The following is a 15,344-nucleotide window of genomic DNA, read 5'->3' as shown; positions in this document are numbered from 1 at the left end:
CCGATCCGCGGAACGGTCCTACGGGCCTGTCCCCTCCGGACCGGTCCTCCCGGGCCCGGGCCAGGCCCCGGCGGATCAGGCCCTGGCTGATCAGGTCCTGGCGGATCAGGCCCTAGCGGATCTCCAGGATCTTCTCGCGCATCGCGTAGACGACGGCTTCCATCCGGGAGTGGAGCTGGAGCTTCTCCAGGATGTTCCGCACGTGGTTCTTCACCGTGTTCTCCGAGATGAACAGTTCCTTGGCGATGTCCCTGTTGTTCATCCCGGTGGCGACGAGCTTGAGGACCTCCAGCTCCCGGTCGGTGAGCCGGGGCGCGGGCACGAGCCGCCGCTCGTCGGTGCGCTGGATCATCGACTTGAACTCGGTGAGCAGCTTCGACGCCATCGACGGGCTGATCTGCGACTGCCCGTCGGCCACGGCGCGGATCGCGGTGGCGACCTCGTCGGTGGAGATCTCCTTGAGGAGATAGCCGGTGGCGCCGGCCTTGATCGCGTCGTAGAGGTCGGCTTCCTCGTCGCTTATCGTCAGCATGATGATCTTGGCGCTGGGGGCCACCTCCTTGATGGAGGTGCACGCCTCGATGCCGCCGCGCTTGGGCATCCGTACGTCCATCAGGATGATGTCCGGGAGCAGGTCGGCCGCCTTGTCGACGGCCTCCGCGCCGTCTCCGGCCTCGCCGACGACCTGGATGTCCTCCTCGGCCGCGAGCACGATCTCCAGGCCCCGCCGGAACAGCGCGTGGTCGTCGACGACCAGCACCCGGATGGGCTCCTCGCGCGGGGAGCCGGCGTCCGGTCCCGTGCCGGCGCCGTCGTCGCCCGCGCTGTCGTCCTCGGCCCGCATCGGCCCGAAGCTGTCCGCCATCGTTCCTCCCCCTGAAGGCCGTGGCCCGATCTTCCAGTACCGGGCCAACCCGAGGCCCCGGCACACCGGTTGACCCGGCCCGGCCATGATTTCATGCCTCGGCGTCCGCGCGGCGACGACGCGGTGCACGAGGGGGTCGCACGAGGGTGCCCCCGGGGCGCACGCGCACTCCAGGGGCACCGGATGAGTGATTTTCGGACAGCCCGCGGGAGCGGTCCGTCCGCGTGGTCAGCCGCCGATGGCGTCGCCCGCGTCCGCGCCGTTCCCCTCGGCGACCATGGGGTCGGTGGTGAGGTGGATGACGCCGTAGTCGTAGGCGTGTCGCCGGTAGACGACGCTGGGTTCCTTGGTCTCGGAGTCGACGAACAGATAGAAGTCGTGTCCGACCAGTTCCATCTCGTAGAGCGCCTGGTCGAGCGTCATGGGTGCCGCCACGTGCGTCTTCTCACGGACGACGAGCGGGCCTTCGCCCTGGATCTCCAGCGAGCCGATCCTCGTGGTCGGTACGCCGTCGGACTCGGTCTCGTCCTTGGCGATCGAACCGTCCCCGTTGAGCCGGGCGGCATCCGGCACGCGGTCGGCGACCTCGGCGGCCGAGATCCGCTTCGTGCCGCGCCGGGTCGACCGCTTGCTGTGCTGCTTGCGCAGCCGTGCGTCCAGCTTCTCGGTGGCCAGGTCGAGCGCCGCGTACGGGTCGCTCGCCGCCGCCTCCGCCCGGATCACCGGGCCCCTGGTGCGCAGCGTGATCTCCACGCGGTCGCACCGGTCGGCCTGCCGGGGGTTGGGCTCCTTGGACACCTCCACGTCGAGGCTGATCACCTTGCCGTCGAGCTTCTGGATCTTGTCCAGCTTCAGCTTCTCGGCCACGTGCTTGCGGAACCGCTCCGGCACTTCGGTCTTGCGGCCCTTGACGACGATGTCCACGCAGAACTCCGTTCCCGGATAGCTCCGCTCCTGAGGCGGAGCATCTCCCTCTTGCACCAGACTCCGGCCAACTTCCGGAGCCTCGGACTCGGTGACTTCCACCTCCTCCTCCCCAGGGGACGGGTACTCCACCCCACCGGGTCGGGTGATTGCGTAAATCTTCTCCCGCAACCCCGGGCACGGCATTCCGATATGAGAGGTACGGCGTCCCGCTTTTCTGCCGAGTTCCTCACAACCGAACATATCTCGCCCGGGCGGATGTCGTCACCCTCTACTGACGCGTACCCCCATTCAGGTGAAAGGACCCAGTCACTACCTGCAACGACTCGGATTCCCTGTCAGTTCCGGTTTATTTCGAAAGAGTCCGGAGAACCCGCCACGGTCGCGGCTCCCATCGCGTACGGGCCGCACATCCGGGGATCCCCGGGAGCGCCGGCCGGGCTCGCAACGGCGCCCCGGGGGTCTCTTCGCCGCTCCCCTGCCCGGCCAGTCGCGCGGGACAGCGCCGCCCGCACCGCCCGCGCCGCCTCGACCAGCGTGGCGCCCGTCGTGACGAGGTCGTCCACCAGCACGATCCGGCCAACTTCCGCGAGCAGCCGATCCGCCCCCGCGACCACCTCCAGCGCGCCCGTCATGTTCGCCGTGCGGCGCCGGGCGTCCAGGCCGGCCTGGTCGGCGACGAACCGCCGCTGCCGCAGCACGGGCAGCACCCGCACCCCGACCCCGGCCCGCCGCAGCTCGGCCGCCGCGGCGACCGCGATCCGGCGCGTCGGATCATGCCCCCGGGCGCGGGTGGCGCGGGGCGCGGACGGCACCGGCACGAGGGCGAGCGCCCCGGACCCCGCCTCGCCCGCCCGCACCGCGCGGGCCAGCGCCGCGCCGAGCGGCCTCGCCAGCCCGAGAGCGCCCCGCTCCTTGTGAGCGAGCAGCACGGCCCGCACCGCGTCCTGGTAGGGCGCCGCCGCGTGCACGACGGGCAGCCCCGCGGGCTCGGGACACGGCCGCACCCGGCGCGGGCCCGCCTCGCACAGCGCCGCCGCGCACCGCGCGCACAGCGCCGTACGCGGCCTGCCGCACCCCGCGCACTCGGCAGGCAGCACCAGCCCGGAAAGCTCCCGCCACCACCCCCGCATCCCCCCACTCTCCCAACAACCCCCCACCCCCACCACCCCTGTGGAAAACCCGCCCAGGGGCGCGAGGAACCGCGCACGTAACCCTCAACCGGCCAGAACCCCAAAACCCCGCCCACAGCCAACCCCGCCAGGGGCGCGAGGAACCGCGCACATCACCCCAAACTGGCGAGAACCCCAAAACCCCGCCCCGCAGAACCCCCCTCAGGGGCGCGGGGAACTGCGCAACAACCAACCCCCCGCACCCAAAAACCCCGGCACCCAAAACCCCGGCACCCAAACACCCGCCCCTACCCGGGGTACACCGGCGCCGTCCCCTCAGCAGAAACAGACTGCCAAGCCGCCCCGGAGGGCAACCGCACAACCCCGTCATCGGAATGCGCCAGCAACGGCAACCCGTCATCCTCCGAAGACGCCGCGATCTCCGTCACCCGGGTAAGCCCCGGCAACGCCTGCCCCGTAGGCGTCGACCCGTCACTCTGCACGTACTGGATCTGCTGCAACCCCCCGGACTCCCGCCCGACCACGACGAGCCGGCTCCCGCCCGCCCACGACATGGCCGTCACCTGCTCCATCTCCGGCGCGGCCCGCCGCAGCTCGGTCACGGACACCTCCGTCTCCCCGTCCGCCCCGGCATGCCGCTCGACCCGCCCGATCCGCAACTCCGTACGGCCCTTGCCGTCCCCGGACGTCGTCAGCAGAGCGATCCGCGCCCCGTCGGCGGACACCTTCACCGCCTCGATGCGCGTGTCGTCCCCGAGCCGGTCCACGTCCACCTGCCGCGTCCGCTCCCCGAGCCCCTGCTCGAACATCAGCAGCCGCGGCGCCTTCGGGTCCCGGTCGGCGACCCACAGATCCCCGCTCCCGTCCCAACTCGGCGTCGTGAACCCGTCCTTCTCCGCCTTCGCGTGACTGCGCGCCAGCGGATCGCCCAGCGAGGCACTGGGGATGAGCGAGGCCACGTACAGGCCGCGCCCGTCCGCCGTGACCCCCGCCGCCCGCTCCTGGTCGTGCGAGACGGCGACGGACCGCAGCCGCGCCGCGCCCTCCCCGAGCGGCCCCGGCACCCGCTCGGGGCTCTTGCCCGACCCGGCGCCCGCCATCCGCACCAACCGGCCCTTGGCGTCCAGGAAGTACTGCCGGTCGGGCCCCGACGAGGAACGCGGCGCGACCAGCGCGTCCGCCGCGCCCTCCCTCATGGTGCACATCAACCGGCCGTCGGAGCGCTGCAGTTCGACCTCTTCGACACTGGACGACGTCAGATCCCGTAGCGAGAACAGGAGTTGCGCCGCCATCTCCTTGCACTTGCCCGGCCCGACCGCGTCCGCCTTCCTGTTCAACGGAACCGTCAGCTTGTTCGCGTCGTCCGGCGTCAGCGAGTCCACCCCGCCCTTGAGCGCCACGCCCGACGGGAACGCCGTCCACACCACCGGGTCCAGCCAGCGCGTCGGCCCGGCCAGCAACTGCCGCACGGTCTCCGTCAGCGGATCCGTCCACTGCCGTACGAAGACGGGGTCCGCGACGAGCTGCCGCTGACCGCCCTCCTCGCCGGGCGTCGAACCGAGCGCGTAGTAGTACTTGTTGACAGACTGGTAGATGCGCTGGAAGTCGGACTCGGCGAGCACGACGCCCTGCGGCAGCGAGTCGATCCGCCACTGCTTGCCCTTGGGCGTGTCGACCTGCGTGAGATGCAGATCCTGGTCATAGGCGTTCTTGTCGGGCTGATACGCCTGCTGTCGGTCCACGACCGCGACCTGACGCCCCCTCAGCCGGTAGACGCGGCCCTCGTCGCCCGCGTTCGGCCGGCCGCTCGGGCTGGGGCTCGGCCCATCGGCCAGCACGACGGTCTGCGACTGCGGACGCCACTCCTTGGCGGCCTTGGGCGTCAGATACTTCCGCGCCATCGCGTACGAGGGATCATCGCTGGTCAGCGCCTCAAGGAAGCCGTCCACGATGCTCTTCGGGTCGGCGCTGTCGCGGGGCGGCAGCGCGAACACCCGCACCTGCGAGTCGGGCTTCTGCGAGGCCTCCACGGACGCGAGGCCCCCGCTGTCCGGCATGGAGGCGCAACCACCGAGCACCATGGCAGCGCAGCCGGCGAACACCCCCGCCCGCACCGCGCGCCCGCGCACCGCACGCCCGCGCGTCCGCCCCCGGAACTCCCCGCTACGCATGCGTGCCCCCGCTCCCCTCGTCCCGCTGCCCGCCCTCACCACGGCCCCCGTCACCGGCGCCGGGGGAACCGCCCGCGGCGGAACCCCCGCCCGCGCCGCCGCGCGGCACGACCCGCGAGCCGCTGCCCGGCAGCGCCGTCGGATCGACCGGCACCGACGCCTGCGCCTGCGCCTGCCGCGGCCCGACCTGCGCCGCCGCCTGCGCGGGCGGCGCCTGCGCGGGCACGGTCGCCAGCTTGCGGCCGTCGTCGTGCGGCAGCCCGGCCTCGCCGAGCCCCCGGTTGCGCCGCGAGTCCTCCGGCTCCAGCGGTATCGGCGAACCGCGCAGCGCCTCGTCCGCCGTCCTCGGCAACGTCAGCCGGAACTGCGAACCGCCGCCCGGCTCGCCCCACGCCTGCAACCAGCCGCCGTGCAGCCGCGCGTCCTCCAGCGCGATCGACAGGCCGAGGCCCGTACCGCCCGTCGTACGCGCGCGTGCCGGATCAGCCCGCCAGAAGCGGCTGAACACCCGCGTCGCCTCGCCCGGCTTCAGCCCCACGCCGTAGTCCCGTACGGCGACGGCGACCGCGCCGCCGGCCGCGGCGAGCCGCACCACGACGTCCTTGCCCTCACCGTGCTCCACCGCGTTCGCCACGAGGTTGCGCAGCACCCGCTCCACGCGGCGCGCGTCCACCTCGGCGATCACCGGCTGGTCGTCCCCGACGATCCGGATGTGCGTCCCCTTGTGGTCCGCGAGCGGCTCCGCGCCGCCCACGACGCGGCGCACGACCTCCCGCAGATCCATCGGCTCGGCCTCCAGCGCCGCCGCGCCCGCGTCGAACCGGCTGATCTCCAGCAGATCCGCGAGCAGCGACTCGAACCGGTCCAGCTGGTCCGCCAGCAGCTCCGCCGACCGCGCCGTCACCGGATCGAAGTCGGACCGCGCCTCATGGATGACATCGGCGGCCATCCGTACGGTCGTCAGCGGCGTCCGCAGCTCATGGCTGACGTCGGACACGAACCGCCGCTGCATCCGCGACAGGTCCTCCAACTGCTGGATCTTGAGCGCCAGATTCTGCGCCATCTTGTTGAACGCCTCGCCGAGCCGCGCGATGTCGTCCTCGCCGGTCACCTTCATACGTTCCTGAAGGCGCCCCGCGGACAGCCGCTCGGCGACCCCCGCGGCCATCCGCACCGGCGTGACGACCTGCCGTACGACGAGCCAGGCGATGGCGCCGAGCAGCACCACCACGAACAGCCCCGCCGTGGCGAGCGTGCCCCTGACCAGGCTGAGCGACTTCTCCTCCTGCGTCAGCGGGAAGAGGTAGTAGAGCTGGTAGGCGTCGCCCTGCGGATCGTTGAGCCGCTTGCCGATGACCAGTCCGGGCTGCGACTCGCGGCCGCCGCTGTAGTAGATCCGGGCGTAGACCTGGGACGCGCCGGTCATCCGGTCGACCCGGGTGCGCAGCTCGTCGGGCACACTGCGGTCCGGCTCCACGACCCCGGAACCGCGCGGCGCCCGCCCGTTCCCGCTGTCCCGGTCGCTCGCGCTCAGCGTCACGACGTCGAACGCGCCCTTGCCACCACTGGAGAGCTGCATGACCAGCTCACTCATCCAGTTGTTCGAGTTCAAAGTGGTGCGGCTGTCGGCGCCGCCCGTACCGCCGCGCGCCCCGGCCGCCGCCGAGTCCGCCCGGTCCTTGGCCGCGCGGAACCCGCCCTCGGCCTGACTCTGCGAGGCCCGCACCTTCGCGTCCAGCAGTCCGTTGCGCACGGAGCCGATGACGACGATGCCGAGCAGCAGCACGACACCGAGCGACATCAGCAGCGTCGTGACGACGACCTTGAGCTGGATGTTGCGCCGCCACAGCCGCAGCGCGGGCAGCAGCGGACGGCGCACCCAGCGCGCGAACAGCCGCAGGACGGGGCTGCCGTTCACCCCGCCCTTGAGCAGCAGGCCGCCGTCCACGAGCCGGCGCCACCAGGATCCGCGGCCGGGCGGGCGCCCCGCCGCGGATCCCACAGGCCGCTCCGCGCGAGACCCCGGCTTCCCGGGCGCCGAAGCGGCACTGTTCCGGGACATGTCAGCTCGGTCCGGCCTTGTAGCCGACGCCGCGGACGGTCACCACGATCTCCGGCCGCTCCGGGTCCTTCTCGACCTTGGAACGCAGCCGCTGCACATGCACGTTCACCAGACGGGTGTCCGCCGCGTGCCGGTAGCCCCAGACCTGCTCCAGGAGCACCTCACGCGTGAACACCTGCCACGGCTTACGGGCGAGCGCGACCAGCAGGTCGAACTCCAGCGGCGTCAGCGCGATCGACTGCCCGTCCCGCTTGACCGAGTGCCCGGCCACATCGATGACCAGGTCACCGATGGCCAACTGCTCGGGCGCGGGCTCCTCCGACCGCCGCAGCCGCGCCCGGATACGGGCGACCAGCTCCTTTGGCTTGAAGGGCTTCACTATGTAGTCGTCAGCGCCGGACTCCAGGCCCACGACGACATCGACGGTGTCGCTCTTGGCCGTGAGCATCACGATCGGCACCCCGGACTCCGCCCTGATCAGGCGGCACACCTCGATACCGTCCCGGCCGGGAAGCATCAGGTCCAGGAGCACCAGATCGGGCTTGGTCTCACGGAAAGCGGCCAGCGCCTTGTCGCCGTCTGCCACGAACGACGGCTCAAAACCTTCACCACGCAGCACAATGCCGAGCATCTCGGCCAGTGCGGTGTCGTCGTCGACGACAAGGACTCGTCCCTTCATGGACCACATCATCCCATTAGCTCATCGTTGCCTGGCGTGACCTGTCACACAGCTCACCCAGACTCTCAGCAGTCACAGGCGCCACAACGCCCCACTCGGTGACGATCGCCGTCACCAGCTCCGGCGGCGTCACGTCGAACGCCGGGTTGTACGCCTGCGTCCCCAGTGGTGCCACCGGAATCCCGCCACCCGCCTCCACTCCCGCCACGGGCGCCCTCGGCGCCGTGATCTCCGTCACCTCGTGCCCGGCCCGCTGCTCCACCTCGATGGACGCGCCGTCGGGCGTGCCCGGGTCGAGGGTCGTCAGCGGCGCCACCACGATGAACGGCACATGGTGATAGCGCGCCAGCACGGCGAGCGGATAGCTCCCCACCTTGTTGGCCACCGAACCGTCCGCCGCGATCCGGTCCGCGCCGATCAGCACGGCGTCCACCTCACCCGAGGCGAACAGCGAGCCCGCCGCGCTGTCCGTGAGCAGCGTGTACGCCATCCCGTTGCGCGCGGCCTCGTACGCGGTCAGACGAGCACCCTGCAACAGCGGCCGCGTCTCGTCCACCCACAGCCGGCGCAGCCGCCCCGCCCGGTGCGCGGCGAGCGCCACCGCGAACGCCGTGCCCTCCCCGCCCGACACCAGCGCCCCGGTGTTGCAGTGCGTGAGGACCCGGTGGTTCCCGCCGGGCAACAGCTCGTCCAGGAGCCGCAGCCCGTGCGCCGCCATCCGGGCGCTGGCCTCGGCGTCCTCCCGGTGCAGCGCCCGCGCCTCGGCGAGCGCCGCCGCCGCGGCCCGCTCCTCGGCGCCGGCCCCGCCCGCCCCGCCGAGGGCCGCGCGGTAGGCGTCGTACGCCCGCCGCACCCCGGCCGCGAGATTGACGGCGGTGGGCCGCGCGTCGGCCAGCGCGTCCGCCGCGTCCCGTACGTCGAAGCCGCGCGCCGCCGCGAGCGCCACCCCGTACGCCCCGGCGATGCCGAGCAGCGGGGCGCCGCGCACGGCGAGGGTCCTGATGGCCTGCACGAGTGCCTGCGGGTCGGTGCAGACGAACTCACTCTCCTCGGCCGGCAGCCGCGTCTGATCGAGGAGCACCAGCGCGGGCCCCTCCGCCGGTTCCTCCCAGCGGATCGCCGGTATGCCGATGGTCTCGCCGATGGTGTCGGGCTGTATGTCGTCGCTGAGCCGTATGTCCTCGCCGGATTGCGCCTGCTGATCAGCCATCCGCCCAGTCTGCCCCTTACCCGCCCGACAAATGAAGGTGTCCAGCCCCCACCGGGCCAGGTCATCCCACGCCCACCCCATGGCACGATGGCAGCCAACCGGCCGCCGCGACAGCGGACGGGCACCTTGAAGGAGCGACGATGAACGACACTCCGGGCTGGGCATCGCCCGGATCCGCCCCCTCCGACGACCCCGACGGCGGCCGAGAGGACGCCGGCCAGGACGGCACGGGCCAGGGCGGCGACGCCCAGGGCACCGGCCCGCAGGACGCCTCCCCGCAGGACGCGGGCCAGGGCGTCAAGTGGTCCAAGGAGCAGCCGCCGCCCGCCCAGTGGTCCGCCCCCTCCGGCCAGAACCCGCCCCCACCCCCACCGGCCCCCGGCCAGGAACAGCCCCAGGGCCCGGGCCCGGGCCCGAACCCGGGCGCCGGCCAGGGCTGGGGCGGCCAGGGCGGCCCGCACCCCGGCGCCCAGGGCGGCTGGGGCCAGGCCCCGGGCGGTCACGCCGGCCCAGGAGCACCCGGCGGCTACGGCAACTGGGGCGGCGCCCAGCCCGGCTGGGGACAGCCTGGCTGGGGACAGGGCGGCGGCTGGGGACAGGGCGGCTGGGGAGGCCCGCCCCCGGCGGCCAAGCCCGGCGTCATCCCGCTGCGCCCCCTCGGCGTCGGCGAGATCCTCGACGGCGCCGTCTCCACCATGCGCACCTACTGGCGCACCGTCCTCGGTATCTCGCTCACCGTCGCCGTCGTCACCCAGGTCCTCGCGGTCCTCCTCCAGGGCCTCGTCCTCAACGACTCGGCGACCCTCGACGCCCTGGACAACCCGGACGCCACCCCGCGCCAGGTCCTCAACGCCGTCGGCGAGGTCTTCGTCGGCTCCGGCCTCGTCCAGATCGTCACGCTGCTCGGCACGATCGTCGCCACCGCCCTGCTGACCACGGTCACCAGCCGCGCCGTCCTCGGCCGCCAGGTCACGCTCGGCGAGGCATGGCGCGACGCCCGCCCCCAGTTGCTGCGGCTGCTCGGCCTGACGCTGCTGCTGCCGCTGATCGCCGTCGCCGTCGTCCTGGTCTGCACCCTGCCGGGCATCGTCCTCGGCATCGCCGGCGCGTCCGACGGCGCTCTCGCGCTCGGCATCCTCGGCGCCCTCGTCGGATTCGTCCTCGCCGTCTGGCTGATGATCCGCTTCTCGCTGGCCTCGCCCGCGCTGATGCTGGAGAAGCAGACCGTGCGCAAGGCGATGAGCCGCTCCGTGAAGCTCGTACGCGGTTCGTGGTGGCGGGTCTTCGGCATCACGATCCTCGCCTCGATCATCGCGGGCGTCGTCTCCTCCGTCATCCTCGTCCCGTTCACCGTGATCGCCGGCATCTTCGGCGGCGACGGCGTCGGCGGCTTCCTGCAGACCGGCACGGGCGGCTGGAGCTTCCTGATCATCACCGCGATCGGCGCGATCATCGGCTCCACGATCACCTTCCCGATCACGGCGGGCGTCACGGTCCTCCTCTACGTCGACCAGCGCATCCGGCGCGAGGCCCTCGACCTCGAACTCGCCCGCGCCGCCGGCCTCCAGGGCTACGGGGACACCCCCGGCGCCACCCCGGGGAGCTGATGCGGTGAGCGCGCAGGGGGGAGTGCTCGCGGCGGCCGTACTCCTGACGCACGCCGGCGGGGAGACACCGCCGGTGACCATCTCGCGCGATCCGGCGCGGGAGGCGGCCAGGCGCGAGCTGTCCAAGCCGGCGTACCACGAGCACGAGCCGAGCTGGTTCCTGCGCGCTCTCAGCAAGTTCTGGGAGTGGATCGACGCCCTGTTCTCCGCCGCGTCCGGCGCGGCCCCCGGCGGCACGGTCGGCCTGCTGGTCATCGTGCTCGCCGTGGCCGCCGTCGCAGGCGCCCTGTGGTGGCGCCTCGGCACCCCGCGCCGCTCCCCCGCCACCACCGCCCCCCTCTTCGACGACCGCCCGCGCAGCGCCGCCGAGCACCGCGCGACCGCCGAGGCGCACGCCGCCCAGGCCCACTGGAACCAGGCCGTGCAGGAACGCATGCGCGCCCTGGTCCGCTCCCTGGAGGAGCGCGCCCTGCTCGATCCCCGCCCCGGCCGCACCGCCGACGAGGCCGCCGCCGAGGCGTCCCGCCCGCTGCCCGGCCTCGCCGACCGCCTGGGCGCCGCCGCCCGCGACTTCGACGACGTCACGTACGGCGGGCGCAGCGCCACCAGGGACACGTACGAGCGGCTGACCGCCCTGGACACCGACGCCACCCGCACCACCCCCGTCCTCACCACGCCGGCCCTGACCGCCCCGGGGGCCCCACGATGACGCCGCCCACCACTCCCGGCCCGGCCCTGGAGGCCCCCGCCTCGGCGCAGCCGGCACCCGAGCCCCCGAAGCCCGCCGACGGCCCCGGCGAGCAGCCGACGTCCACGGCGCCCACCGCCCGCCACCTGTGGACCCGCACGCGAGGCATCGCCCTCGCCCTCGTCGTTCTCCTGATCGCCGGCGCGGTCATCGCCGTAGCCCGCTCCGGCGCGCGGCACGGCACCCTCGACCCGCGCTCCGCCGACCCGTACGGCAGCCGCGCCGTCGCCCAGCTCCTCGCCGAGCGCGGTGTCGACACCCGCGTCGTCACCACCGCCGCCGACGCCCGCGCCGCGACCGGCGCCGACACCACGCTCCTCGTCGCCCGCCCCGACCTGCTGACCGCCCACCAGCAGGACCAGCTCCAGGCCGCCACCGCCGACTCCGCGGGCCGCACGGTCCTCGTCGCCCCCGGACCCGCCGCGACCGACCGCCTCGCGCCCCGGACCGGCACCACGTCCCGGACCGGCACGGACACCGTCCTGGCTCCCGCCTGCACGATGCCCGAGGCGCGCCGCGCGGGCCCCGCCACGACCGGCGGCGGCCACCGCTACACCACAACGGCCCCCGGCGCCGACCGCTGCTACCGCTCCGACGGCGCCGCCACGCTCCTGCGCGTGCCCGACGCCACCGGGCCCGGCGACACCGTGCTCATCGGCGCCCCCGACATCCTCGTCAACGACACCCTCGACGAGCAGGGCAACGCCTCGCTCGCCCTCCAACTCCTCGGTACCCGCCCTCATCTGGTCTGGTACCTCCCCTCCCCCTCGGACGACGCCGCGGCCTCCGGCTCCGACCGCGACCGCAGCTTCTTCGACCTGCTCCCCAAGGGCTGGCTGTGGGGCACGCTCCAGTTGTTCGTCGCGGCGGCGCTCGCCGCGCTGTGGCGCGCCCGCCGCTTCGGCCCCCTGGTCCCCGAACGCCTGCCCGTCGCGATCCGCGCCTCCGAGACCACCGAAGGCCGCGCCCGCCTCTACCGCACGGCGAACGCCCGCGACCGCGCCGCCACGGCCCTGCGTATCTCCACCCGCACCCGACTCGCCCCCCTCATCGGCATCCCCCCGTCCCAGGCCCACACGCCCGAGACCTTCCTGCCGGCCCTGGCACGCCAACTCCCCACGCCCGCCCGGGACCCGCACGCACTCCTCTTCGGCCCGCCGCCGACGACCGACGCAGCACTCATCGCACTCGCCGACCACCTCGACGCCCTCGAAAGAGAGGTACGGAACACATGATGGACCCGACCACTGACAACGCCGGGCCCACGACCGATCCCCGCAGCTCACGGGCTTCTCTGGAGGCCCTGCGCACCGAGATCGCCAAGGCCGTGGTCGGCCAGGACTCCACCGTCACGGGCCTGGTCGTGGCCCTCCTGTGCCGAGGCCACGTCCTGCTCGAAGGCGTCCCCGGCGTCGCCAAGACCCTCCTCGTACGGGCCCTGGCCGCTTCCCTCGAAGTCGACACCAAGCGCGTCCAGTTCACCCCGGACCTGATGCCCAGCGACGTCACCGGCTCCCTGGTCTACGACACGCACACCTCCCGCTTCTCCTTCCAGCCGGGCCCCGCGTTCACGAACCTCCTCCTCGCGGACGAGATCAACCGCACCCCTCCCAAGACCCAGTCCTCGCTCCTCGAAGCGATGGAGGAGCGCCAGATCACGGTCGACGGCACACCGCGCCCGCTGCCCGACCCGTTCATGGTCATCGCCACCCAGAACCCGGTCGAGTACGAGGGCACGTACCCCCTGCCCGAGGCCCAGCTGGACCGCTTCCTGCTCAAGCTGAACGTTCCGCTGCCCACCCGGCAGGACGAGATCGACGTCCTCACCCGCCACGCCGCCGGCTTCAACCCCCGCGACCTGCGCGCCGCCGGCGTACGCCCCGTGGCGAGCGCCGCCGACCTCGAAGCGGCCCGCGCCGCCGTGGCCAAGACCACGGTCTCCCCCGAGATCACCGCGTACGTCGTCGACATCTGCCGCGCCACCCGCGAGTCGCCGTCCCTCACCCTCGGCGTCTCCCCGCGCGGCGCGACGGCCCTGTTCGCCACGGCCCGCGCCTGGGCCTGGCTGACCGGCCGCGACTACGTCACCCCCGACGACGTGAAGGCGCTCGCCCTGCCGACCCTGCGCCACCGCGTCCAGCTCCGCCCGGAGGCCGAGATGGAGGGCGTGACACCGGACTCGGTGATCAACGCGATCCTCACCCACGTCCCCGTCCCCCGCTGACCAGGCCGGAGACCACCCCGACATGGCCCTCACCGGACGTACGGCCCTGCTCGCCGCCCTGGGCTCCCTCCCCGTGGGGATCTGGGAGCCCAGCTGGACGGGCATCCTCGCCGTCAACACCCCGCTGGCCCTGGCCTGCGCCTGCGACTTCGCCCTGGCCGCGCCGGTACGGAGACTGCGCCTGACCCGCTCGGGCGACACCTCCGTACGCCTCGGCGACCCGGCCGACGTCACCCTCACCGTCACCAATCCGTCCCGCCGCCGTCTGCGCGCCCGCATCCGCGACGCGTGGCCGCCGAGCACGTGGACCGCGGGCACGGAACAGGACGCGTCCCGGCACACGGTCACGATCCCCGCGGGCGAGCGCCGCCGCGTCACGACGCGTCTCCTGCCGACCCGCAGGGGCGACCGTCACGCCGACCGCGTCACGATCCGCTCGTACGGACCGCTCGGCCTGTTCACCCGCCAGGGCACCCACGCGGTCCCGTGGACGATCCGGGTCCTGCCACCGTTCCACAGCCGCAAGCACCTGCCCTCGAAACTGGCCCGCCTACGGGAACTCGACGGCCGCACCAGCGTCCTGACCAGGGGCGAAGGCACGGAGTTCGACAGCCTGCGCGAGTACGTGCCGGGCGACGACACCCGCTCCATCGACTGGCGCGCCACGGCCCGCCAGCAGGCGGTCGCCGTCCGCACCTGGCGCCCCGAACGCGACCGGCACATCCTCCTGGTCCTCGACACCGGCCGCACCTCCGCCGGCCGCGTCGGCGACGCACCCCGCCTGGACGCGTCGATGGACGCGGCGCTGCTCCTGGGCGCCCTGGCGTCCCGCGCGGGCGACCGCGTGGACCTCCTGGCCTACGACCGTCGTGTACGCGCCCTGGTCCAGGGCCGCACAGGCGGCGACGTCCTCCCGGCTCTGGTCAACGCGATGGCCCCGCTGGAGCCCGAGCTGCTCGAGACGGACGCCCGCGGCCTGACCGCCACGGCCCTCCATACGGCTCCCCGCCGCTCTCTGATCGTTCTTCTGACGACGCTGGACGCGGCCCCGGTCGAGGAGGGCCTGCTCCCGGTCCTCCCGCGCCTGACGAAGCGCCACACGGTCCTCGTGGCCTCCGTGGCGGACCCGGCCATCGAGACGATGGCGGCTTCCCGAGGCAGCACGGACGCGATCTACGAGGCTGCTTCCGCGGCCCAATCCCAGGCGGAACGTCTGCGGACGGCGGACAAACTACGGCGCCACGGAGTGACCGTCGTCGACGCGACGCCTTCGGTGCTGGCCCCCGCCCTCGCGGACGCCTACCTCTCCCTGAAAGCAGCCGGCCGCCTCTGAGCCAGCAGGCAGCCCCCCCCCTTCCTTCCGGCGAAAGACCAGGGAGAAAAGAGCCCTGTAAACGCGAAAAAGCCCTGGACGGTAACCCGTCCAGGGCTTTCTCTCAACAATAGTTCGGCGGCGTCCTACTCTCCCACAGGGTCCCCCCTGCAGTACCATCGGCGCTGTGAGGCTTAGCTTCCGGGTTCGGAATGTAACCGGGCGTTTCCCTCACGCTATGACCACCGAAACACTATGAAACTGTCAACCGCACCGTACGTGACCTGTACGGGGTTGTTCGTGGTTTCAGAACCAACACAGTGGACGCGAGCAACTGAGGACAAGCCCTCGGCCTATTAGTACCAGTCAACTCCACCCCTTACAGGGCTTCCATATCTGGCCTATCAAC

General features: G+C 72.9%; 12 protein-coding genes and 1 rRNA gene. 5 read left to right on the top strand and 8 right to left on the bottom strand.

The genetic code is table 11. The features are described 5' to 3' along the window. Positions 1-112: 112 nt before the first annotated feature. The 7 genes from ACZ7LY_RS12225 to mtnA all read right to left on the bottom strand — a co-directional run bounded on the left by ACZ7LY_RS12225 (position 113) and on the right by mtnA (position 9,044). On the bottom strand, positions 113-865 hold the full coding sequence (locus tag ACZ7LY_RS12225) for a response regulator (protein ID WP_471624470.1): 753 nt from the start codon (positions 863-865) through the stop codon (positions 113-115). A 228-nt stretch (positions 866-1,093) separates the two neighbouring features. Next, positions 1,094-1,789 (bottom strand): ribosome hibernation-promoting factor, HPF/YfiA family, encoded by a 696-nt coding sequence (gene hpf, locus ACZ7LY_RS12220; RefSeq protein ID WP_471624469.1) that lies wholly within the window; start codon positions 1,787-1,789, stop codon positions 1,094-1,096. Between the two features lie 338 nt (positions 1,790-2,127). Continuing rightward, on the bottom strand, positions 2,128-2,922 hold the full coding sequence (locus ACZ7LY_RS12215; protein WP_471624468.1) for a ComF family protein: 795 nt from the start codon (positions 2,920-2,922) through the stop codon (positions 2,128-2,130). A gap of 287 nt (positions 2,923-3,209) precedes the next feature. Then, positions 3,210-5,093, bottom strand: coding sequence for an LpqB family beta-propeller domain-containing protein (locus tag ACZ7LY_RS12210; RefSeq protein WP_471624467.1), 1,884 nt, complete (start codon positions 5,091-5,093; stop codon positions 3,210-3,212). Beyond that, the gene (mtrB, locus tag ACZ7LY_RS12205) at positions 5,086-7,155 is read right to left on the bottom strand and encodes an MtrAB system histidine kinase MtrB (protein ID WP_471624466.1); all 2,070 of its coding nucleotides are present in this window, start codon (positions 7,153-7,155) and stop codon (positions 5,086-5,088) included. Before mtrB ends, ACZ7LY_RS12210 begins: the two co-directional genes overlap by 8 nt. 1 nt (position 7,156) lies before the next feature. Beyond that, positions 7,157-7,846, bottom strand: a complete 690-nt coding sequence (gene mtrA / locus ACZ7LY_RS12200) for a two-component system response regulator MtrA (RefSeq protein ID WP_199836122.1) — start codon at positions 7,844-7,846, stop codon at positions 7,157-7,159. A 4-nt stretch (positions 7,847-7,850) separates the two neighbouring features. Then, entirely contained in the window at positions 7,851-9,044 is a 1,194-nt protein-coding gene (mtnA, locus tag ACZ7LY_RS12195; RefSeq protein WP_471624465.1) for an S-methyl-5-thioribose-1-phosphate isomerase, read from the bottom strand. A 140-nt stretch (positions 9,045-9,184) separates the two neighbouring features. Here mtnA and ACZ7LY_RS12190 point away from each other — a divergent pair, with 140 nt between their 5' ends. The 5 genes from ACZ7LY_RS12190 to ACZ7LY_RS12170 are packed head-to-tail and all read left to right on the top strand — an operon-like array spanning position 9,185 to position 14,956. Further along, complete coding sequence (locus tag ACZ7LY_RS12190) at positions 9,185-10,651, top strand: DUF7847 domain-containing protein (RefSeq protein ID WP_471624464.1); 1,467 nt, start codon at positions 9,185-9,187, stop codon at positions 10,649-10,651. Positions 10,652-10,655: 4 nt separating this feature from the next. Further along, positions 10,656-11,360 (top strand): DUF4129 domain-containing protein, encoded by a 705-nt coding sequence (locus ACZ7LY_RS12185; RefSeq protein ID WP_471624463.1) that lies wholly within the window; start codon positions 10,656-10,658, stop codon positions 11,358-11,360. Further along, a complete protein-coding gene (locus tag ACZ7LY_RS12180) occupies positions 11,357-12,634 on the top strand; it encodes a DUF4350 domain-containing protein (RefSeq protein WP_471624462.1) in 1,278 nt (425 codons plus the stop codon). The genes ACZ7LY_RS12185 and ACZ7LY_RS12180 overlap by 4 nt, the downstream gene beginning before the upstream one ends. Next, a complete protein-coding gene (locus ACZ7LY_RS12175; RefSeq protein WP_471624461.1) occupies positions 12,634-13,623 on the top strand; it encodes an AAA family ATPase in 990 nt (329 codons plus the stop codon). The genes ACZ7LY_RS12180 and ACZ7LY_RS12175 overlap by 1 nt, the downstream gene beginning before the upstream one ends. Before the next feature lie 22 nt (positions 13,624-13,645). Continuing rightward, entirely contained in the window at positions 13,646-14,956 is a 1,311-nt protein-coding gene (locus ACZ7LY_RS12170) for a DUF58 domain-containing protein (RefSeq protein ID WP_471624460.1), read from the top strand. 112 nt (positions 14,957-15,068) lie between these two features. Here the strand turns inward: ACZ7LY_RS12170 and rrf are convergent. Then, positions 15,069-15,185 (bottom strand): 5S ribosomal RNA (gene rrf, locus ACZ7LY_RS12165). Between the last annotated feature and the right edge of the window lie 159 nt (positions 15,186-15,344).

The organism is Streptomyces sp. NPDC107550 (genome assembly GCF_055639095.1).
Note: the sequence above shows the minus strand (reverse complement) of the source record. Positions and strands in the feature narration are given on the sequence as shown.